Annotated in this window: 20 protein-coding genes; 15 read left to right on the top strand and 5 right to left on the bottom strand. The window is 39.5% G+C overall.

Annotated elements, in window-relative coordinates; genetic code table 11:
• The first annotated feature begins 10 nt into the window (after positions 1-10).
• Both AAEO50_RS06810 and AAEO50_RS06805 read left to right on the top strand, forming a co-directional pair.
• Positions 11-1,933 (top strand): hypothetical protein, encoded by a 1,923-nt coding sequence (locus tag AAEO50_RS06810; protein WP_341981810.1) that lies wholly within the window; start codon positions 11-13, stop codon positions 1,931-1,933.
• Between the two features lie 453 nt (positions 1,934-2,386).
• Positions 2,387-3,961: a sodium:proton antiporter gene (locus AAEO50_RS06805; protein ID WP_341981808.1), complete on the top strand. Its 1,575-nt coding sequence runs from the start codon at positions 2,387-2,389 to the stop codon at positions 3,959-3,961.
• A 138-nt stretch (positions 3,962-4,099) separates the two neighbouring features.
• Here the strand turns inward: AAEO50_RS06805 and AAEO50_RS06800 are convergent, their stop codons facing one another.
• Positions 4,100-5,233 carry a toxic anion resistance protein gene (locus tag AAEO50_RS06800; protein WP_425383163.1) on the bottom strand — a complete coding sequence of 378 codons (1,134 nt, stop codon included), beginning with the start codon at positions 5,231-5,233 and terminating at the stop codon, positions 4,100-4,102.
• 17 nt (positions 5,234-5,250) lie between these two features.
• Positions 5,251-5,880, bottom strand: a complete 630-nt coding sequence (locus tag AAEO50_RS06795; RefSeq protein WP_341981806.1) for a 5-bromo-4-chloroindolyl phosphate hydrolysis family protein — start codon at positions 5,878-5,880, stop codon at positions 5,251-5,253.
• A 249-nt stretch (positions 5,881-6,129) separates the two neighbouring features.
• Between AAEO50_RS06795 and AAEO50_RS06790 the strand changes: the two genes are divergently transcribed.
• Positions 6,130-7,317 carry a D-alanyl-D-alanine carboxypeptidase family protein gene (locus AAEO50_RS06790; RefSeq protein WP_341981805.1) on the top strand — a complete coding sequence of 396 codons (1,188 nt, stop codon included), beginning with the start codon at positions 6,130-6,132 and terminating at the stop codon, positions 7,315-7,317.
• 56 nt (positions 7,318-7,373) lie between these two features.
• Here AAEO50_RS06790 and AAEO50_RS06785 read toward each other — a convergent pair whose 3' ends face one another.
• Positions 7,374-7,826 (bottom strand): cupredoxin domain-containing protein, encoded by a 453-nt coding sequence (locus tag AAEO50_RS06785; RefSeq protein ID WP_341981803.1) that lies wholly within the window; start codon positions 7,824-7,826, stop codon positions 7,374-7,376.
• 165 nt (positions 7,827-7,991) lie between these two features.
• On the opposite strand from AAEO50_RS06785, the gene AAEO50_RS06780 reads away from it, so the two are divergent.
• From AAEO50_RS06780 to recQ, 5 genes are all read left to right on the top strand, one after another.
• Entirely contained in the window at positions 7,992-8,351 is a 360-nt protein-coding gene (locus AAEO50_RS06780; RefSeq protein ID WP_341981801.1) for a DUF1033 family protein, read from the top strand.
• Between the two features lie 171 nt (positions 8,352-8,522).
• Positions 8,523-8,654 (top strand): YuzL family protein, encoded by a 132-nt coding sequence (locus AAEO50_RS06775; protein WP_341981799.1) that lies wholly within the window; start codon positions 8,523-8,525, stop codon positions 8,652-8,654.
• Positions 8,655-8,723: 69 nt separating this feature from the next.
• Entirely contained in the window at positions 8,724-9,083 is a 360-nt protein-coding gene (locus AAEO50_RS06770; RefSeq protein ID WP_341981797.1) for a cold-shock protein, read from the top strand.
• A 168-nt stretch (positions 9,084-9,251) separates the two neighbouring features.
• On the top strand, positions 9,252-9,401 hold the full coding sequence (locus AAEO50_RS06765; protein ID WP_341981795.1) for a hypothetical protein: 150 nt from the start codon (positions 9,252-9,254) through the stop codon (positions 9,399-9,401).
• Positions 9,402-9,574: 173 nt separating this feature from the next.
• Entirely contained in the window at positions 9,575-11,716 is a 2,142-nt protein-coding gene (gene recQ, locus AAEO50_RS06760; RefSeq protein ID WP_341981793.1) for a DNA helicase RecQ, read from the top strand.
• 79 nt (positions 11,717-11,795) lie between these two features.
• On the opposite strand, the gene AAEO50_RS06755 is transcribed toward recQ, so the two are convergent.
• A complete protein-coding gene (locus AAEO50_RS06755) occupies positions 11,796-13,397 on the bottom strand; it encodes an ABC-F family ATP-binding cassette domain-containing protein (protein ID WP_341981791.1) in 1,602 nt (533 codons plus the stop codon).
• A gap of 182 nt (positions 13,398-13,579) precedes the next feature.
• Here AAEO50_RS06755 and AAEO50_RS06750 point away from each other — a divergent pair, with 182 nt between their 5' ends.
• The gene (locus AAEO50_RS06750; protein WP_341981790.1) at positions 13,580-14,014 is read left to right on the top strand and encodes a DUF4395 domain-containing protein; all 435 of its coding nucleotides are present in this window, start codon (positions 13,580-13,582) and stop codon (positions 14,012-14,014) included.
• A gap of 79 nt (positions 14,015-14,093) precedes the next feature.
• Here AAEO50_RS06750 and AAEO50_RS06745 read toward each other — a convergent pair whose 3' ends face one another.
• Positions 14,094-14,819, bottom strand: a complete 726-nt coding sequence (locus tag AAEO50_RS06745) for a ZIP family metal transporter (protein WP_341981787.1) — start codon at positions 14,817-14,819, stop codon at positions 14,094-14,096.
• Positions 14,820-14,983: 164 nt separating this feature from the next.
• On the opposite strand from AAEO50_RS06745, the gene AAEO50_RS06740 reads away from it, so the two are divergent.
• From AAEO50_RS06740 to AAEO50_RS06715, 6 genes are all read left to right on the top strand, one after another.
• Positions 14,984-15,520, top strand: a complete 537-nt coding sequence (locus AAEO50_RS06740) for a YhcN/YlaJ family sporulation lipoprotein (protein ID WP_341981786.1) — start codon at positions 14,984-14,986, stop codon at positions 15,518-15,520.
• 155 nt (positions 15,521-15,675) lie between these two features.
• Positions 15,676-16,884: an MFS transporter gene (locus tag AAEO50_RS06735; RefSeq protein WP_341981837.1), complete on the top strand. Its 1,209-nt coding sequence runs from the start codon at positions 15,676-15,678 to the stop codon at positions 16,882-16,884.
• A gap of 531 nt (positions 16,885-17,415) precedes the next feature.
• The gene (locus tag AAEO50_RS06730; protein WP_341981784.1) at positions 17,416-18,273 is read left to right on the top strand and encodes a CvfB family protein; all 858 of its coding nucleotides are present in this window, start codon (positions 17,416-17,418) and stop codon (positions 18,271-18,273) included.
• A 215-nt stretch (positions 18,274-18,488) separates the two neighbouring features.
• Positions 18,489-18,902 (top strand): flavoprotein, encoded by a 414-nt coding sequence (locus AAEO50_RS06725; RefSeq protein WP_341981782.1) that lies wholly within the window; start codon positions 18,489-18,491, stop codon positions 18,900-18,902.
• Between the two features lie 126 nt (positions 18,903-19,028).
• Positions 19,029-19,472 carry a cell wall hydrolase gene (locus tag AAEO50_RS06720; protein ID WP_341981835.1) on the top strand — a complete coding sequence of 148 codons (444 nt, stop codon included), beginning with the start codon at positions 19,029-19,031 and terminating at the stop codon, positions 19,470-19,472.
• 352 nt (positions 19,473-19,824) lie between these two features.
• Positions 19,825-20,229 (top strand): nuclear transport factor 2 family protein, encoded by a 405-nt coding sequence (locus AAEO50_RS06715; RefSeq protein WP_341981780.1) that lies wholly within the window; start codon positions 19,825-19,827, stop codon positions 20,227-20,229.
• The last annotated feature ends 301 nt before the right edge of the window (positions 20,230-20,530 follow it).

Here is a 20,530-nt window from a genome sequence, read left to right as displayed (position 1 = left end):
GGGATTGATTATGGAAAGGTTTATACAATTTAACGATGAAACCATTGATTCATTTTTATTTATGGAGATGGCGGATTTAGCAAAAACACTCGCCAGGAATGGTGAGATGGAATTGAAATATGGTCCTTATTCTTATATAGATTATAAAGAACAAACGGTGTATGTCAGCCATTTTTGGGATCACAGGAATAGAACGGATGAGGTAAATGGATTAAAAAGCGATATTTACCTCCGAACGGTCGGAAACCTTTCAGAAACGAATAAGGAAGAAGTAAAAGACTATATTAAGAAAGTCAAAAAGACGTCCATCCCCAGATTTTCTAAACAGTTATTTATGATGGGCGAAGACTTGCGGCTTGAGGAGATATGCAAGGTAAAGAGACCAGGGACGAAGCAGGCATTTGCGACAAGAAGAGAGTTGTACCGTCAGTATTTTAAGGCTCAATTGAAAGTGAATTTAACGAAAAGCGTGTTCACCGATTCATTGTTCAACGCTTTATTTATTATGTTGAATGCCCAGTCGCCACTGGAAGAGCCTCCTTCCATCAACGAAGAGCTCGACTTAGCCATGCCCTTCTTACAAACTCAGATTACCCGCTTCTATGATACGATATCAACTGCAGAGGTAGTGAAAATTTGCTTGGAAATCATTGATGTTGTCGATGAGATTGTAAATAAAGATATGCTCAATGAGTACTTTCATTTACCGGAAGACGCATACGAACAGACTGAGCTTGCTGGAGAAACCTTTGAAGACCTAAAAAGAAAGGATCCCCTGGCTAATCAGGACGTCCTGGAGGAAGAAAGCACCGGCGATGAAGAAGTGATGGAGGAAGAATTCCGTACATGGCATAGAGAAACAGAGGATAAAGGAGAATCATTTTTACAATTCGACCTGGATCAGGGGTCGCAATCTGATTTAATGGGGGAAGGCGTCCGGGAAGGGGACGATGGAGATCAGGCCCTCGCAATGGTCCAAGGATCCGCTCAGGAAACTGACAAGGAACATTATGAGAATGTGAAAGCAGCTGAGAAAGAACATGAAGAACTAAAAGGAGGCGGGGAAAGTAAATACGGAAAAGATAATCGATATGCAGTTCCTTATTTTCTTTCACCTTCCAATCCGAGTTCTGAAGATCAGCAGCTCTATTACACTTATAAAGCGGAAATCGCCCCTTTTCAAAAGAAACTTCAAAAAATGATTGAGAAAACTCTGGAGCATAAAAGAATTCAGCCACGTTCAGACCTGCATTTTGGACGCTTAAACAACAAGCTGCTTCGTTTTATCACAGATGATAATCCGAGACTTTTTTATAAAAAACAAAATCCATCTTCTGAAATTGATGCTGTTTTTTCACTCTTGGTTGATTGTTCAGGTTCTATGTTTGATAAAATGGATCAAACAAAACTTGGGATTACCTTGTTTCATGAGTCATTAAAATCCGTTCGGGTACCTCACGAGGTTGTGGGATTCTGGGAAGATACCAATCAGGCAAGCAAGACCAGCCAGCCCAATTATCTAAAGCCAGTGTTAGATTTTTCCGTCTCTTTGAAGCCAACTTCAGGAGCAGAGATTCTACAATTAGAACCTGAAGAAGATAACAGAGATGGATTTGCCATACGATTAATGACTCAGAGAATTTTAAGAAGAAATGAAAAGCAAAAGTTTCTGCTTGTTTTTTCAGACGGTGAACCAGCAGCGATGGATTATGATCAAAACGGAATCGTCGATACTCATGAAGCTGTACTTGATGCAAGAAAACAAGGAATTGAAGTGATCAATGTGTTCCTTTCCAATGGACAAATTGATGAAGGTCAACGAAATACGATTCAAAATATATATGGGAATTACAGCATCTTAGTTTCTGATATAGAAGAACTTCCTGAAGTATTATTTCCATTGCTTCGTAAACTTCTCTATAAAAGCATTTAAAATGAATAGACTGAGGGGACTGGACAAAAGTGTTTAGCTCAAGTAAAACCCGAACTAATTCGCCATCTAACTGGCAAATTAGTTCGGGTTTTTAGTTTAAATGTACATTTAGATATTTGCTCTTTCCAGCGGTTGATTGGAGTGCAAGACGAAGACTCCTGCGGGAGAAGTGGCCAATGTGAGACCCCGCAGGGAGGTACGACCGAGGAGGCTCACGGGCTACCCGCGGAAAGCGAAGTCTTGCACGGAAATCATTAGCGGTGTTTAGAGACTACTCTAGAATGTTCGTCTTTAGATAGTTGTTTTATAGGTTTGTCCCAGCCTCATTTTTTGTATGGAAAATGATTCTTTTCATAATATTGTATTAGTTGGTAAGTTTAAGGTTTAGGGGACATGAGATGGGTTATTAATGTAATCATAAGCTGAAGGTTGTTCGATAAGGGAGGTTGTATTGTGGAAGAAATAGATTTCCATCATATTTTTGAGCTCGGACTTATATTAGTGATGATTGCAGCGGGGATCACTGCAATTGCGAAAAAATTAAAGCAGCCTTATCCGATTGCACTAGTCATAGTAGGAGCATTGATTGGGTTATTTAACATTCCCATTCTAGAACCTCTTAAGGAGTTTATTACCGAGGGAGAGGTCTTCAATTTCGTCATCATTACTCTGTTCCTGCCTGCACTGTTGGGAGAGGCAGCTTTAAAACTCCCTTTTTCCCAGTTAAATTCAAACAAAGAACCTGTATTGGCCCTGGCTTTCGGGGGAACGTTCCTATCCTTTATAATCATTGGGTTCTCTGCTTTTTATTTCTTTGACTTTCCAATTCCTGCAGCATTTGTGTTTGGGGCGTTAATGAGTGCAACAGACCCTGTGAGTGTCCTATCCATTTTCAAAAGCGTAGGAGTAAAGAAGAGACTTGCTGTCGTGATCGAAGGGGAGAGTTTATTCAACGATGGTTTGGCGGTTGTATTATTCAATATTTCTGCATTCTATTTATTATCATACATAGACGCTGGATGGGCTGGCCTGGGGAGCGGGCTGTGGGAGTTCATACGTGTTGTATCATTAGGGGTCATTATAGGAGGCTCACTTGGATATGTCTTTTCCCTTCTCACAAAGTACTTTGATGATTATCCGTTGGAAATCATTTTTAGTATAATATTATTCTATGGATCGTTCCTGCTTGCTGAAAGTGTCCATGCATCCGGGGTTATCGCAGTAGTTATTGCAGCTCTCATATTCGGGAATTTTGGCGGGAAGATCGGTATGAGTCCTACGACAAAGCTGAACATCAACAGCTTTTGGGACGTAGCAGCTTTACTTGCTAATTCACTTGTGTTCTTAATGGTCGGGCTTGAAATAACAAGGATCGATTTGATGGAAAAATGGCCGTTGATCTTTGCTGCCATTCCTATCGTACTGATCGCCAGAAGTATTGCAGTTTACACGAGTCTGTCTTTGATCAGTAATTTTCCTCATAAATGGAAGCATATTTTGAATTGGGGAGGTTTAAAGGGTTCACTTTCTGTGGCTCTGGTGTTAAGCCTTCCGAGGGATTTTCCAGCGAGAGAGGATATATTGATTCTGGGATTCAGTGTTGTACTCTTCAGCTTGGTAGTTCAAGGGTTAACGATTAAACCGTTAATTTCTTTATTTGGGGTAAAGGCCAAAGAAGGGGAGCATCAGGAATTTCAGGAACTGCTTTCTCAGGTACACCGCTATGAAACCGCAATTTCTGAAATCCATCGAGTCAAGCAGAAGCTATACATTACCGATACTGTGTCTGAAGAGATAATGGATATGTATAAGAAACGAATTGATATGATAAAGGCACAATTGAATGAGCTTTATGAAAAATATCCTGAGTTAAAGAATAATCAGCTTACAACGTTAAAGAAACATGCTTTATACGCTGAGTACGACGCCATTATGAAACTCGAAAAGGAAGAAATCATTTCAAGTACCCTTGCAGAAAAGCAGTATGATGCAATCACTGATGCGATAGTGAATAATGAGGAAAAATAAGAGGCTGAAGTATTTAATCACTGCTATGAAAGAATAACACCTAAATTGCAATTTAAACTAAAAACCCGGACTGATTTGCCAGCTAGAACGCAAATCAGTCCGGGTTTTACTTTTGAAAAACACTTTCATCCCAGCCAATTATTTTTTCATTTCGATCAATTTTTGTTTTAATTCCTGTTCCATGACTGTCATTTCTTGTTCGGCCTGCTGACGTTTTTGACGCCCCTCGGCTTGGATGGTCAAGGTTTCTTCGATGGTAGCAATCAAATTTTCTTGTGTTTTCTTGAGGGTTTCAACGTCAATGATCCCCCGCTCGTTTTCTTTGGCAGTCTCAATGCTGTTTGTTTTTAGCATTTCTGAGTTTTTCAAGAGAAGTTCATTCGTGGTGCGGGAAACCTGTTTTTGTGCTGTAACTGCTTTTTGCTGATTTAGAAGGGTAAGGGCTATTGCAATCTGGTTTTTCCACAGCGGTATTGCAGTAAGGATGGATGCTTGTATTTTTTCCGCCAGCGCCTGGTTGGTATTTTGAATCAAGCGAATTTGCGGAGCAGATTGTATGGTCATTTGTCTGCTCAATTTAAGATCGTGAATCCGCTTTTCGAGCCGGTCCAGGAACTGCATTGTATCATTGACCTCTTGAAAAAGAAGTTCGTCACCTGATTCTTCTGCTTTTCTTCTTATAGATGGAAGGAGAGTGTGCTGAATTTCATCCCGTTTCAGTTCGGCTGCAACAATGTAAATATTCAGAGCTTGGAAGTAGTCCTTATTTTTTTCATACAGTGTTTCTAATAGTCTATTGTCATCCAACAATGTTTTCTGGGAATGTTCCAGCCTTACGGAAATACGATCGATCTGAGAACCTATCTTTTGATATTTGGACAGGACCTCCTGTAAGGAAGAAGATACTTTTCTGAACAGTTTTTTGAAAATGCCCTGCTGCTTTGAATTCAATTCTTCAGGATTCATTTGTTCCAGCTTTTTCATTAGGTCGCTTAAAACGTCCCCGATCGGGCCGATATCTCTTTTCTGGACATGCTCAAGCATTGAGTGGGAGAAGCTCGATAACTGGTTTTGTGCAGCAGTCCCGTATTTTAGGATAGCTTCATAGTCTTTATAATCAATTTGCTCTGCCAGCTGTTTCGCTTTTGCCTGCTGTTCTTTTGGCAGCCGATCCAATAAAACGGAAGGGGAATTTCCATTACCCTCCATCTCATTGGAAAAAGGGTTGGATAGCAGTTGATCTAACTCATTAATCTCCTGACGTTGTTCCATGATAAAACCTCCATCATCTATTTTAAGTCTTTTTTATGTGAAAGGTGCTGGTTTGCGAAGTTCAATTCTATTTTCAAGTTCTCCATATCATCAGTTAATACCACTTGCAGATCCTTTTCTAATGAATCGATTAATTCATCCAGAGTGGACCGGGTCTGCTGGAGGGATAAGAACGTTTCTTGGCTTTTGCCTGGCTGCGATGCCAAGAAGGTATATTTCTCCGTAAGTTCAACTACAGAATCCAGATGATAGTAGAAGAAAGATTCAGCTGAGTAATACCGTTTAGGCTCTTTATTTACTAATTGAAAGATCCTTCTTGATAAGCGGTTTATTTCAAGGATCTGTTTAAACGCACCTAATGATCGGACTTTTAATTGTTGTTTCTGCAGCCTTTTGATTTTTTCTTTCGCTTCTTTCAAATTCTTGCTGATATACCGATATTCCTTTCTAGTAAGGCCTTTTTTATTCAGCCACAGGTTTCTCTGTATTCCTTTTATTGAAAGAAAGGATACTATCCCAGTGGCAGTACTGAATAACAAGGTTAGGGGAAATCCAAAATCTAATGACAGTAAATAAACAATGAAGCTGGCAGTACCGATTGAAACGGCTAGCACACTTCTTATCATAAAATGCATAAACGTATTCATCTCATCTACCCCTTAAAAGAATGCTTTCCTTTAATACGTTCAAAAACGTGAAAAAGTTTCAAGATAGTTATTCTTATTGTAACAGAATATAGGGTTTGATTATACTTTTCCAGGAGCTAAAACCGTCCTGTTTCTGTAAGGAATTAACTGCATTCTTTCAATTTTATAACATTTAACCAATTCATGATTAAAGAATAATCTTTTTTGATAGAATGATTTAGTAGAATGACGAGACAGGTGTGTGGACAGATGAAAAAAACGATCATACTCATGATGCTTCTGTTTGGATTAACTTCATCCATGGCATCAGCAAATGAACAGGTGATAAAAAAGCCGGATACTCTTTTCAGTAAGTCGGCTGTCATAATAGATTCCGGAACAGGGAGTGTTCTTTATTCGAAGAACGCCCATAAGAAAATGAACCCGGCGAGCATTACGAAAATTGCTACAGCCATTTATGCTCTTGAGCATGGCAATTTGGAAGATATCGCTACTGTAAGTGATAACGCAGCAAATATCGAAGGATCGACAGTATATTTGCTTCCAGGGGAAAAAATTTCTTTAGAGCAGTTGATGCGTGGTATGATGGTGAATTCGGGTAATGATGCAGCGGTGGCAATTGCAGAGCACACGGAAGGATCAGTTCATTCTTTCATGAAAAAGCTGAATGGATTTCTTGAAGATGAAGTGGGTGTAAAGAACACCCACTTTGAAAACCCGCATGGTCTTTACGGAGAAAATCATTATACGACAGCTTATGATATGGCCAAAATCACAAGCTATGCTTTGAAAAACAATGATTTTCAAATGCTATTTGGAATCGATTCGTTTGACTGGAGCTCTGAAGGCTGGGATACGACTCTTTACAACCATCATAAATTAGTGAAGGGTGAACTGCCGTATCCAGAAGTCACGGGCGGAAAGAACGGTTTTATATCAGAAGCCAATCATACGCTTGTTACTTCGGCTGAAAATGAGGGATTATCAGTTGTCGCCGTAACCTTAAACGCTCAAAGCAAACGAGCGATTTATGCCGATACCATTTCTTTACTCGACTATGGATTGAATCAATTCACACACAGTTATATAGCCAAGGATAGTGGATTTCAGACAGATCACAGCTTCTATGAACTAAAAGCGGATTTTCACTACACAAAGCCTATCAACGAAGCAGTAAATGAGGTTGTAGATGAAAAGGGTATGCTGACGATTTACAATGAGGATAACCAAAAGATCGCTTCAACGAAACTTCATAGCGTCCGGAGTGCTGAACAAAGCGAGCAAGAAGTTTTAGCTGCCAGCAGTGAAAAAGAAAGTGAACGAACTGATTCTGAACTTTTTTACCCTGTATTTCTTTATTTGATCATTCTTGTAATGATTGGAATCAGGATGATAAGAAAGAGGGAGCAAAATGATTCTCTTGAAAAGCGGTTGTAATGAATGAGGAAATTCACAGGCTGGTCCTTCTAGATGGAGGAGCAGCCTGTTTGAAATTAATCCACGATGATGTATCCAATCATGGGACCGTTGTTTTCCATTGTTTTATGGGTCTCACATATTAAGCGGTACGTCCCTTCTTTGGAAAAGGTTACATTAACGATGGTTTCTTTTCCTTTCTTTACAGTTCCTTTTATGCTTGTGCCTTCGATATAGAATGGATGTGCATCTCCATTCACTCCATGTATTCGAAGCTGTACCTCATTATCTTTTTCGACTATGATGGTGCCGGGGTCCCAGCGATACACTTCAATCTCTTTTCCATCACTGCTTTGTGTCTTGAATTCGCCCGTCACCAATTCAATTACCTGTACATTAGGTGAGTTTCCTAAGGAAACAGTGGGGTACGAATGTTGGGTTTTATAAGCCCATAAAGATCCGATACTGATAATCAGAATCGTAAAAAAGATGGCAATAAGCGATGATTTTTTCAGAACAAGAAATCTCAAGTGTTCTCCTCCTCTTAAAGAAATGATTGCACTGAACTTATTTCATTGTTATGCAAAGCAGAGTAGGAACTTGTCTACTAAATGAGGTGTACATAATCAAATCAATTTGATTTCGAACCGTAATTATGTAAAATTTGAGAGAGAGAGAGCAAGGAGGGTGGAGCATTGGAAAACACGTGGAGAGTGATCCTGACTAAAAGCGATGCCGAACCATGGTGGTTTTTTGACGATTGGAATCGGGACATAGTGAATGAATGGAAGTATACTGATAAAAACGAAGCAATTAATAAGTACCTGGACGAAAGTAAAAGGTTAAGTATGATTTACCCAAGAATGAAGACGAAGAAATACAATTCCATCGCATTTTGGAACGAAAATGAACTGGTTTTTTGTGAGGGATGCGATGATGACCTTCAGGTATATCATGGCATTATACTATTCGAAAATGAAGAACCAATGGAGATGGATGATCGACAAGAAAAACTTAAGGAAGAAATACAAACATTAATCAACAAAAGAAATTAATGAAAAAGGAATGTGGCTGCTGCTCACATTCCTTTTTGTATAAGCACTAATCGGTAACTCCAGCTTTCCCAGCTTGAGATTCTTACTCATAATTGGGGACGTTTATCAGCAGAAGGATAAGCACATAAATTTGGTGTGAATTGGTTACGATAACAGTGGAGGTGATGAGAAATGAGCAAAAAGAAAGAGGATCCTTCTAAGGCGATGTTAGGTTCTTCCCAGGTAGAAGGACAAGGGACGACAAATCATGAATTATCCCGAGGTACAAAAGCTGATTCTTCAAGATCAAAGAAGAAAAAGTAATCTCAGAATCCGCTCATTGATTATTAACAGGGCGGCTGTGTATATAATTATGGAAGCAAGTATGGTATAATGGTATTAATCGCAGAAAAATCACCTACACTACACCCAGTTTTTCATTATATAACCACTTATATATCTGCTGAGCAACATTACCACAATCAGTTTTTTCGTGCCTGGCATGGAAATCCTGCTTATCTTAAAGGAGGACATTCAATGGCTTTTGGTCGTCGAAATCAAGTAGAAGAAGAAATAAAAACTGAGGAAACAGAAATTTGGGCTTGTTCTTCTGATGATTGTAAAGGGTGGATGAGGGATAACTTCAAGAGCGAAGAAACTCCTAAATGCCCGCTTTGCAACACTGACATGCAAAAATCAACGAAAGTACTGCAAGTAGTGGATAATCCTCATCCAACAATGAAATCGTCCTGAATATAGTGAAAGAATCAATCCTCTGATTGGTTCTTTTTTATTTAACACAATACCAGTATGAAACAGTCTCCAACTCCCAATGAAAATAAATTTGTTCATAAATCCTTAAACGCTTTTTTCATTCCTGAATAGTATGTAGTGTATGCAGGCGTAAAAGGAGGGAGCACCATGTCCAACAAAACCAAAAAAGATAAAGAAAAAGAAGTTCCGACAATACCCGAAAAGAATGAAAATACAATTTGGGACAGCTTTTGGAAACTTACGAGACCTGAAGTGACAGAAACGAAGAAAGAAGAAACTACTTTCAAATGGTTCTGATCTTTTAGAACTGCAGAGGGAAATATGCTCTCTGCAGTTTTTGCTTTAATTGAAACTTTTCAATTGGAATGGGAACCTTATATGAATGTTTTTTTATTGTATTTTCTTTTGAGTTGGCACTTGCATGAATGTAGATTACAATAAAGAAAAGAAAAGTGCTGGGAGGTTATAATTTGTTTAAAGACGCTCAAGATGTACTAAAGCAATATTTCGGATACGATGAATTCAGAGATGGACAGGGTGAGATCATCTCCAACGTTCTATCCGGCAGGAATACAGCCGGCATCATGCCGACAGGCGGAGGGAAATCAATCTGTTACCAGGTTCCTGCAATGCTATTAGATGGAGTCACTCTTGTCATTTCTCCATTAATTTCACTCATGAAGGATCAAGTCGATTCACTGATCTTTCAAGGGATACCGGCCACATACATAAACAGTACCCTTAGTGCATCCGAGGTGGAAGAACGAATGGAAGAACTGGCACTGGGAGAATACAAACTGCTTTACATAGCTCCTGAACGGCTTGAATCTTCGTATTTTATCAAATTCCTAGACTCATTGAACATACCGTTGGTCGCTGTAGACGAAGCACATTGTTTATCCCAATGGGGACATGATTTCAGGCCGAGCTATTTAAGAATTAATGATGCAGTGAATCAACTTTCCTCTTACCCAGTTATTTTAGCTTTGACTGCTACAGCAACTCCACAAGTTCAAATTGATATCCTCAATCACTTACATATTCCTGCGGAAAACAAAGTATTGACTGGTTTTCAAAGAACTAATCTATTCTTTAATGTCTTAAAAGGTGAGGACAGAAAACATTGGGTCGGTCAGTATGTTCAGAGAAACAGCCAGCAATCAGGAATCATTTATTGTGCAACCCGGAAAGAAGTAGAAAATGTCCATGGTTATTTAGTGAAAAAAGGAATGTCTGCCGGAAAATATCATGGCGGCCTCTCTGATTCATTAAGACTCCAACAGCAGGAAGCTTTCTTGAGTGATTCGGTCATGGTGATGGTTGCTACGAATGCTTTCGGGATGGGGATTAATAAATCAAATGTGCGCTATGTCCTCCATTATCAGATCCCTAAAAATATGGAAGCTTACTACCAAGAAGCAGGAAGAGCCGGGAGGGACGGGATGGAAAGTGAATGCATCTTGCTCTTTTCACCACAGGATATCCAGACTCAACGCTATATCATCGAACAGAACGTGATGAACCCTGATTTACATCGCAATGAATTGCAAAAATTGCGGGACATGGTGGATTTTGTCCATACAGAGTCGTGCCTCCAAAATTACATTCTGTCTTATTTTGGGGAAGAGGCAGATGCTGAATGCGGTCACTGCAGCAATTGTCTCGACGACAGGGAGACAGAAGATGTAACCGTTAAAGCCCAAATGGTACTGTCATGCATGATCCGGATGAATGAGCGTTTCGGCACTTCCCTTATAAGCGGAGTTCTGACTGGTTCGAAAGGGAAGAAAATAGTCGATTTCGGCTTTGATAAATTGACGACATATGGATTGTTGAAAGGTGAATCACAGAAGGAAGTCGGATTATTCATTGATTACTTGATTGCTGAAGGAATAATTGATGTAGAAGGCGGCAGCTTTCCAATATTGAAGGTTTCCAGTAAAGGAAAAGAAGTCTTACTTGGGGAGAGGAAGGTTTCAAGAAAGAAACAGGTAAATCCTGCTCCGGTACTATCTGATGACGATGAATTATTTCATGTACTCCGGAAGCTGCGAAAGTCCATTGCGGACGAAGAGGGTGTACCGCCATTTGTTATTTTCTCAGATAAAACATTACATGATATGTGCTTAAAACAGCCGGCAAATGATACGGAGTTTCTGAATGTGAGCGGAGTCGGTGAAAGTAAACTAGAACGATATGGAAGTCTATTTATTAATGAAATGAACGCTTTCTTAAAGAAAAATGAGGACTATACTCGTAAGGTTGAACAGAAAGAATCAACCCCATCCTCGACGCATACAAGAGCAAAAACCGATGAGCCGTCTCATAAGTTTACGTATCAGTTGTTTCGAGAGAATAAAAGTATAAAAGACATTGCAGCAGAAAGAGAAATGAGTACCACTACCATAGAAAATCATATTATCCGTTCCTATGAAGAAGGAATGGGCAAAGATTGGAAGGTTTTCTTTACGGATGAAGAGGAAGCCATGATTGAAGAGGCTGTTCGCAAGGTTGGCGAAAAACCATTGAAGCCGATCAAAGAGGAACTTCCTGAAGAAATTTCATATTTTCAAATCAAAGGGTATTTAGCCAAAAGAAGAATGTCGATTTAAAAAGAAAAACCAATCAGTTGTTACACTGATTGGTTTTTTGATGTGCTGCTCCATTTAAAGACATGTAGCGATTCAGTACTTATGCCTTCTGAGTACCTTTCATTTCAAGGAATTCATCATAAGAAGTCTCCTTATCGATGATTCCTCCATCTGTGATTTCGATGATACGGTTTGCAACTGTTTGAATGAACTGATGGTCATGGGAAGCGAAAATCATTGCTCCTTTATATGCGATCAATCCATTATTCAATGCCGTGATGGACTCAAGATCCAAGTGGTTTGTGGGCTCATCCAATAAAAGTACATTTGAGCCGCTTAACATCATCTTGGATAACATACAGCGGACTTTTTCTCCCCCTGAAAGTACACTTGGTTTCTTCAGCACTTCTTCACCTGAGAACAGCATGCGTCCTAAGAAGCCGCGAAGGAATGTTTCACTCTCGTCTTCTGGGGAATATTGACGCAGCCAGTCGACAAGTGTCGGCTCCGAGCCCTCAAAGTACTCAGAGTTATCTTTAGGGAAATAAGCTTGAGAAGTAGTGACTCCCCACTTATAAGAACCGCTGTCCGGCTCCATTTCACCTGCCAGGATTTTGAATAAAGTCGTTTTAGCAATTTCATCCGCCCCGACAAGAGCGATTTTATCTTCTTTATTCATGATAAAGTTGACGTTGTCCAGCACCTTTACTCCATCGATAGTTTTCGTCAGGCCTTCGACTCTTAATACATCGTTCCCGATTTCACGTTCAGGCTTGAACTGAACATAAGGGTAACGGCGGGAGCTTGGCTTAATATCGTCCAGCGAGATTTTCTCCAATAGTTTTTTACGTGACGTCGCTTGCTTTGACTTTGATGCGTTAGCAGAAAATCTTGCAACGAAAGCCTGAAGCTCCTTGATTTTTTCTTCTTTCTTTTTATTCTGATCCTGAGCCATTTTGAGTGCCAGCTGACTGGACTCGTACCAGAAATCGTAGTTACCTACATAGACTTGAATCTTTCCAAAATCAAGGTCGGCAATGTGGGTACATACTTTATTTAAGAAATGACGGTCATGGGATACCACAATAACCGTATTTTCAAAGTTAATAAGAAATTCCTCAAGCCATTGAATTGCCTGGATATCCAGGTGGTTGGTAGGCTCATCCAGTAATAGAACATCGGGCTTTCCGAAAAGTGCCTGAGCAAGAAGGACTTTTACCTTTTCGCCACCAGTAAGCTCCGACATTTGCTTGGAATGAAGGTCTTCACTTACTCCAAGACCTTTTAATAGAATAGCCGCTTCAGATTCGGCTTCCCAGCCATTTAACTCAGCAAACTCACCTTCTAGTTCAGCCGCTTTCATGCCATCTTCATCAGAGAAGTCTTCCTTCATATATATGGCATCCTTTTCCTGCATTACTTCGTATAAGCGGGTATGTCCCATGATGACGACTTTCAATACTTCAAACTCTTCATATTCGAAGTGATCCTGCTTCAACACAGCAAGGCGCTCACCTGGGGACATGGAAACATTTCCAGTTTGTGCTTCAATATCACCTGAAAGGATTTTAAGAAATGTAGATTTTCCTGCTCCGTTCGCTCCAATTAGACCGTAACAATTTCCAGGAGTAAATTTTATATTCACGTCTTCGAATAACTTTCGGTCACCGAAACGTAAGCTTACATCTGATACTTGAATCATAAATAATACCTCCCAATACTCAATCTAAAAGATTATAACATGTGAAAGGGTTAAAAAGATAGCGTTTAGAAGAATCAAGCTTCGAAGTGAATATGTGGCTTTCGTTTTTTTATTTTGATTAATGCTGTTAATTGGAGTACACTATAATTACGTTAATTCCTATAAGAAAGGTATGAATTTAAATGGCGTTTCAACATTCGATACCAAAACCTTTAGTAGACTTAAATCAGTGGTTCATTGTGAGTAGTGTCATCCTATCTTGGATACTGCAGCTTCAATGGCTGCTATATATACCATTTCTTGCGATTCTTTCTGGCTTCTTGTTCAACTATAACCCCATAATGAAACTGGGTAAGAAATTTTTAGGGAAAGAAGCTTCTGCTTATCAGCCGGAAGATGCGGGCCAGCAGAGATTTAACTCAGGTATCGCTGCCTTTTGCCTCGGGGCTTCCTTGATCAGCGGATTTTTCCAATGGACTGCAGGATATTTTTTCTTTTCGGGTATGGTCTTCCTGGCCGCATCGATAGCACTCGCAGGGTTCTGTATTGGGTGTTTTATCCGCTTTCAGTGGCACAGGCTGCAATATAAATATAAATATAAATTCATTAAAGATTGAGCCCACTGTAGCCGCCTATCAAAAAGGACGTACCTCATTAAATCCGAGGCACGTCCTTTTCTATGTTTAACTTTTTCCTTTATAGATTAGTGAAAATGTAAGAAAGAATAATTCCCAAAGAAGAAATAAAGCCCACAACAGGGCCACCTTCTTCAAATGCTTCCGGAAGCATGGTAGATGAAACCATGGCCAGCAGTCCTCCTGCACCGAAAGCTCCTATTAAATACTCTGTACTTTCGGGGGCGTTTTGTAAAAATGTGTAACCTAAGAGAGAACTCAGGGACGATACGACCACGACACTTCCCCATAGGATCAAAATTTTTCTAGTGCTATATTGATCAAGCTTCAGACCAATACTGCTTGATAAAGCTTCTGGAAAATTGCTAATGAAAATCGCGATAATGAAAACCCACTGAATGGACTGGCCGCCCAGAAAACTAATCCCGATGATGATAGATTCCGGTATGGCATCCATAAGGGTTCCGATATAAATGGCCAAACCGGAGTGGTTATTTGGATTCTTATTTGAGCGCTTCCGCTGACTGCCACCTTTGCGGGATATCCATAATTCAAATACAGTAAAAATGGCAGCGCCTGCCAAAAACATAAAAGTAATCGACAAAAGGTCTGCATTCCCCTTGGCTTCGCTAAGTAAATCAAAGGTGGCAGAACCAGTGATGAGTCCAGTTCCAAATGCCATGATAAAAGCTGTAATTCTTTTTGGTATGGTAAATAAAATGCCAGCTAAAGCGCCTAGAAACAAAGATAAACTTGCAATTCCACCCCAAAGTGCTGCCTGATACAAGGAACTCCCTCCTTTATGTTATTAGTATGGAACTAACTGAAGTCACCATTCATGAGAATCATTCCTCGATATATGGATTTTTTAGTATCACTCATTCTTTTGAATAGATTTCCAACTTTACGGAGATAGTAAAATCGAATAATACATTAACAGGAGGGTAAAACATGAAAAAATTTATCTTGATTTCCATAATCGGTCTTCTTTTTTCAGGGATGGCTGCAGGTTGTGGCATGAACAATGATGACATGAATGAACAAGGAATGAATACAGGCATCGATAACGACCTGGAACGGGTAGGGTATGACCAGGAGAAACCGAGGGATACCATGGACATAAACGATCCGGGTACACGTGATACGGTGAGGGAAAATTACTCCATTTCCAATGAAGCTGCTGATAGAGTTGCAGATCTGAATGAAGTGAGTAGCGCATACGTCTTAACAACTGAAAGAAGTGCGTACGTTGCAGCAGTCTTTGAAAATGGTGAGAATGGGCAAGTAAGTAATGAAATGAAAGATAAAATTGCAAAACAGATAAGAAAAGTTGATGCAGGAATTAAAGATGTTTACGTAACGACAAATCCTGATTTTGTCGATCGCATGAGAAATTATGCCGACAAAGCAGAGGGCGGGAAGCCGGTTGAAGGGTTTGGCGAAGAGTTAACCGATGCCCTGCAAAGAGTGTTTCCCGATAGAAGATAGGGTAGAATCAATGAATAAGCCGTTGAGCGTTTATATGCTCAACGGCTTTTTTTGAGTTCAATTTTCCAAAACGATTCAAAAATAGATCGAGTTTAAGTATAATATTTAGCATATCGAAATAAATAAAAGGGGGTAGTCTTTTGGCTCAAGCCGCGGTGAAATCCGTACATAAACAAAATGCCACGATTTACGGCATCCTTTTTGCAATCAGTTCAGGGCATTTTATCAATGATACATTGCAGTCTGTGGTTCCTGCAATGTTTCCTATTATAGAAAGATCTCTTCAATTAAGTTATACACAAATTGGCTGGATTGCATTTGCATTGAACATGACATCATCTTTATTACAGCCCGTGTTCGGATACTATGCAGATATAAAATCAAAGCCATATTTACTTCCGCTGGGAATGCTGTCAAGTTTGATGGGCCTTATCGGTTTTGCTTTATCAGGCCATTTTTTTTGGGTGATTATATCGGTTTTATTCATCGGTTTCGGATCAGCCATTTTCCACCCCGAAGGCTCGAGGGTCGCATATATGGCAGCGGGGCAGCGAAGGGGCTTGGCTCAATCCATCTATCAAGTGGGGGGGAATACCGGGCAATCATTAGCACCATTGATCACTGCCTTTGTCTTCGTTCCATTCGGCCAAAAGGGAGCGCTTTGGTTTTCAGTAGTTGCCATTGCGGGAATCTTGGTTTTGTTAAACGTATCCAAATGGTATTCAAACCAATTACAGACGAAAGAAAATATAAATTCAAGATCCAGAATAAAAGGGAAGACTCCACCTATCCATAATAAAATTAAATGGGCGGTGGTTTTGGTCGTATTCCTGGTATTCGCCAGATCCTGGTATGGGGCAGGATTATCGAATTACTATCAATTCTATTTAATAGAAGATTATGGGCTTTCAATCCAGAAGGCACAGGCTTATATTTTTGCTTTTATGTTTGCCGGGGTTCTGGGTACTTTTTTTGGCGGACCTCTGGCAGATCGATTTGGAAAAAGGAATATTATTTTCTTATCAATGCTTGGAGCAGCGCCATTGACCTTGGCATTGCCGTACCTTCCTTTATTTTATGTGTTCCCGGTCATTTTCTGTATCGGATTTATCATTTCTTCAAGCTTTAGTGTAATCGTTGTATACGCGCAAGAACTATTACCGAAGAAGATAGGGATGGTTTCAGGGCTGACTGTCGGCCTTGCATTTGGAATGGGAGCAGTCGGCGCCGTTCTATTCGGAGGATTGGCGGATTTATATTCGATTCGTTTTGTCATGATATTATGCAGTTTTCTACCGCTATTGGGAATGCTGACATTCTTACTTCCCACAGATGAAGCAGTGAGAAAATATAATAAGGTTTAATACAAAGAGTGCTTGGTTCTGATGAATGAATTCATCAGGATCAGGCACTTTATTTATTAATAAGAGGCTGGGACAAAAGTGTTTTAGTCTAAGTAAATCCCGATCTAATTAGCATTCTATGAGGCAAATTAGTTCGGGTTTTAATTTGTTCAAATCGATATTTAGATTTAGCTCTCTCTAGCGGTTGATTGGAGTGCAAGACGAAGACTCCTGCGGAAAGCGAAGTCTTGCACGGAAATCATTAGCGGTATTAAGAGACTAACCTGAAATTGTTCGTTTTTATGTGCTTATTTTTTACTTTCGTCTCAGCCTCCATTCACATTTGTAAAAGCTGTTTGTTATAATTAAATGAGAATAAATGCATCTTATAAAAGATTGTGAATTGAATTTATTATATTCGAAATTGAATGACTATTTTCAGTGAAAAATAGGCACTATACATATAGAATAAAAAAAGATATATTAATTCAATATACACTATGAGTAATGAGTGGAAAAAAGCTATTACCATTGAACTGGAGGAATTTGTTAATGTCTTCGTTGAAACCCGGAACGGTAGAAGAATTATTCGTTGATCAGGAAGTCCCATATGGCTTCTTTTTAACAAATGATGTTGATCGCGTGCTGCTTCATCATTCTGAAATTACAGATGAAATACAAGAGGGGGATTCCGTTAAAGTATTTCTCTATCACGATAAAGAGGTTAGGCTTACAGCAACTATGCGTATACCGAAGATACAAGTGGGGGTTTACGGATGGGCCGAAGTAGTGGATAAGCGTGAAGATTTGGGAGTGTTTGTTAATATCGGTTTGCCAAAGGATATTCTCGTTTCTTCTGATGATCTTCCAAAATTCCTATCATTGTGGCCTGAGCCCGGTGATCAATTATTCTTAACATTGAACCGGGACAAGCAGGATCGATTATATGGAAGGCTTGCTACTGAAAATATTATTGAGCAAGTGGCAAGAAGGGCATCTAAGGAGATGTTGAATGCAAAGGTTCAAGGTAGAGTCTATCGGTTGCTGCGTGTAGGTACGTTCTTTTTATCTGAACAGGGTTACCGATGCTTTGTTCATGAGAACGAGCGTAAACAAGAGCCCCGTCTGGGAGAACTTGTAGAAGGAAGAGTCATTGATGTAAAAGATGATGGAAATCTTAATTGCTCCTTCCTTCCGCTGAAACAGGATAAAATGCATGATGACGCAGGAGTGATACTGGAGTATCTTCAGCAACGAAATGGAGCGATTCCGTTTTGGGACAAGAGTCAGCCAGAGGAAATAAAAGAGCGTTTCAATATGAGTAAAGCTTCATTTAAACGTGCTCTAGGAAAGCTTATGAAAGAAAATCAAGTTTACCAAGAAGAAGGCTGGACGTATTTGAAAAAATAGAAAGTGTTGGGGAGTGCGGAATTATTCTGCCTCCTTTTTTTTTGATTACAGATCTTAGAGCACTTGAACTAGACCATAAAGTTGGTTGTGGTAAAATAAGGATAATGATCAAGGTAGTTGTTAGAGTTAAGTTTTAAAGAATAACTATTTTAAAGATTATTGTTTATCGAACGGGTGGAGATAGGGGTATATACGGAAATCAGGGGGAAGCTGTAATGACGGACCATACATTTAGAACGTTTCTTGAAGATTTTTTAGATGCTTGGAAACACTCATCCATAAGAGAGCTGGAAAAGTTGATATCTAAAGACTATCAGGCCAGGGAAATCACAGATGGAGAAATTGTTGACTTTGGCTATGAAGAATCCATAAATGGCTGGAGACAAGGATTTGCCTTCGTAAAGGATAACCGAGCACAATGGGAAGTAAACGAAATCTCAATCATCCCTCTAAGGGAGAATGAAATCCTCGCCACCTTATCAGCTACCATTATCGTGGAAGGAAAAACAATGGACACAGTGAATCTTTTTTTTAATACTTATAAAAAACTGAATGGGAGTGATTGGATGTTGATGAGGAGCTACATAGAAGCGGGCGTTCCGGTGGAGAATGTGAAAAAATATAGCTAAGGATATAGGGAGTGTGACATTATTATCTGGTTTATTAATTAAAAACTTTAAAACGAAGAACTCTTAATTTATATAAGATGACATCATTGCAGGCTTTTTTCATACACTATTTTTGAGGTGAAAAAAATGCCCAGAGTCAAATACACAGATGCAGATGTTGCCTTAATGGCAAGGATGATGCGAGCGGAAGCTGAAGGCGAAGGAAAACAAGGGATGTTATACGTTGGAAATGTCATCGTTAATCGTGCTAAAGCGGATTGTCTTGACTTTAGAGATGTAAGAACCATAAGACAAGTCATTTTTCATGTTCAAGGAGGAAATTATTCTTTTGAAGCTGTTCAAAAAGGGAATTTATTTTATAACCGGGCAAGGTCTGTTGAAAAAAGACTAGCAAAAAAGAATTTGGATTATTGGAGTCAACATCCGGCGAAATATGCACTTTGGTATTTTAATCCATATGCCCCATGTCCTCCTACATGGTACAATCAACCTTTTTCTGGTCAATTTAAAAATCATTGTTATTATGAACCGGCAGCTGGATCTTGTGACAGTGTTTATATCGGAGGCTAAGCTTACTCATTATTTCACTCACAAGTTTTGACTCACAAAATAAAAAGGGGAGCATCCTGGTGTTCTCCTTTTTATTTTGTGAATTTTTTCATGAAATGAAGTGGCTTTGCCTTCTTTGAACAGAAACTGTCCATCAAATCAAAACAGTAGGTTGGAGATATGAAGTGGACGGACCCGATAATGAAGCCGATGCACATATGCCACCCAATGTGAAAATACCGAACCCACTCGGTGGGAATGGGCATTTTTTCTTTATAGTGGAGATGAGATATTTTATACCCTGCTTTATGAAAACACTGAATAAAACTTTTTAACAATTAAAATATATTGTATCATTCATATATAAGGAAGGATGATGGAAATGAAAGAACTACATACCACTAATGGAATATCAAGAAAAGAGAGAGCAGTGTCATTTCTTCAACAGGTAGCCTCAGGCGACGTCCGGGAAGCATTCAAGATTCACGCAAGTCCAGACTTTTACCACCACAATCCCTATTTCAGAGGGGATGCAGCATCACTAATGGAAGCGATGGAAGAGAATGCTGCAGAGAATCCGGACAAGATTTTCGAGGTCAAACATGCAATTGAAGAGGGAGATATTGTTTCTGTTCACTCTCATGTGAAACAACATCAAGGAGATCTAGGAGCAGTTGTTGTGCATATCTTTCGATTCCAGGAGGACCGGATTGTGGAAGCGTGGGATGTAGGTCAGCTCATTCCGGTAGATTCCCCTAATGAGAATGGTGTTTTTTAAGGGTTTTTTTGGCATATGAATGGAATTCAGGTGCAAGACTCTCGCTGAATTGTATAAGGACGGTTCTTTTGCTTGCATGTGGCATGTAGGGGGATCGTTCTTTAAATGTGATTAATTGCTAAGGGACCTTCTGATTTCTCGTCCAAATAAGTAAAAGAAAAGGGACCATTAGAAAGATAATAAATGATCATTAACAAAAAAAGCTTAGAGATTACACTCCAAGCTTAATAATGTGTGATTGACCTTGTTATCGTAATAAATTCCCTTAAAAATCTTGATCCTTTTTCGATTTATTCCTAAA

The organism is Rossellomorea oryzaecorticis (assembly GCF_038405515.1).
GTDB lineage: Bacteria > Bacillota > Bacilli > Bacillales > Bacillaceae_B > Rossellomorea > Rossellomorea oryzaecorticis_A.
This window is presented reverse-complemented; position numbering and strand designations above follow the sequence as displayed.

Coding starts and splice junctions, on each gene's coding strand:
- AAEO50_RS06810 (WP_341981810.1), top strand. CDS start 11: ATGGAAAGGTTTATACAATTTAACGATGAAACCATTGATTCATTTTTA.
- AAEO50_RS06800 (WP_425383163.1), bottom strand. CDS start 5,233: ATGGAACAACGTCAGGAGATTAATGAGTTAGATCAACTGCTATCCAAC.
- AAEO50_RS06795 (WP_341981806.1), bottom strand. CDS start 5,880: ATGAATACGTTTATGCATTTTATGATAAGAAGTGTGCTAGCCGTTTCA.
- AAEO50_RS06790 (WP_341981805.1), top strand. CDS start 6,130: ATGAAAAAAACGATCATACTCATGATGCTTCTGTTTGGATTAACTTCA.
- AAEO50_RS06775 (WP_341981799.1), top strand. CDS start 8,523: ATGAGCAAAAAGAAAGAGGATCCTTCTAAGGCGATGTTAGGTTCTTCC.
- AAEO50_RS06770 (WP_341981797.1), top strand. CDS start 8,724: ATGGTATTAATCGCAGAAAAATCACCTACACTACACCCAGTTTTTCAT.
- AAEO50_RS06765 (WP_341981795.1), top strand. CDS start 9,252: ATGTCCAACAAAACCAAAAAAGATAAAGAAAAAGAAGTTCCGACAATA.
- AAEO50_RS06755 (WP_341981791.1), bottom strand. CDS start 13,397: ATGATTCAAGTATCAGATGTAAGCTTACGTTTCGGTGACCGAAAGTTA.
- AAEO50_RS06750 (WP_341981790.1), top strand. CDS start 13,580: ATGGCGTTTCAACATTCGATACCAAAACCTTTAGTAGACTTAAATCAG.
- AAEO50_RS06740 (WP_341981786.1), top strand. CDS start 14,984: ATGAAAAAATTTATCTTGATTTCCATAATCGGTCTTCTTTTTTCAGGG.
- AAEO50_RS06730 (WP_341981784.1), top strand. CDS start 17,416: ATGTCTTCGTTGAAACCCGGAACGGTAGAAGAATTATTCGTTGATCAG.
- AAEO50_RS06725 (WP_341981782.1), top strand. CDS start 18,489: ATGACGGACCATACATTTAGAACGTTTCTTGAAGATTTTTTAGATGCT.
- AAEO50_RS06720 (WP_341981835.1), top strand. CDS start 19,029: ATGCCCAGAGTCAAATACACAGATGCAGATGTTGCCTTAATGGCAAGG.
- AAEO50_RS06715 (WP_341981780.1), top strand. CDS start 19,825: ATGATGGAAATGAAAGAACTACATACCACTAATGGAATATCAAGAAAA.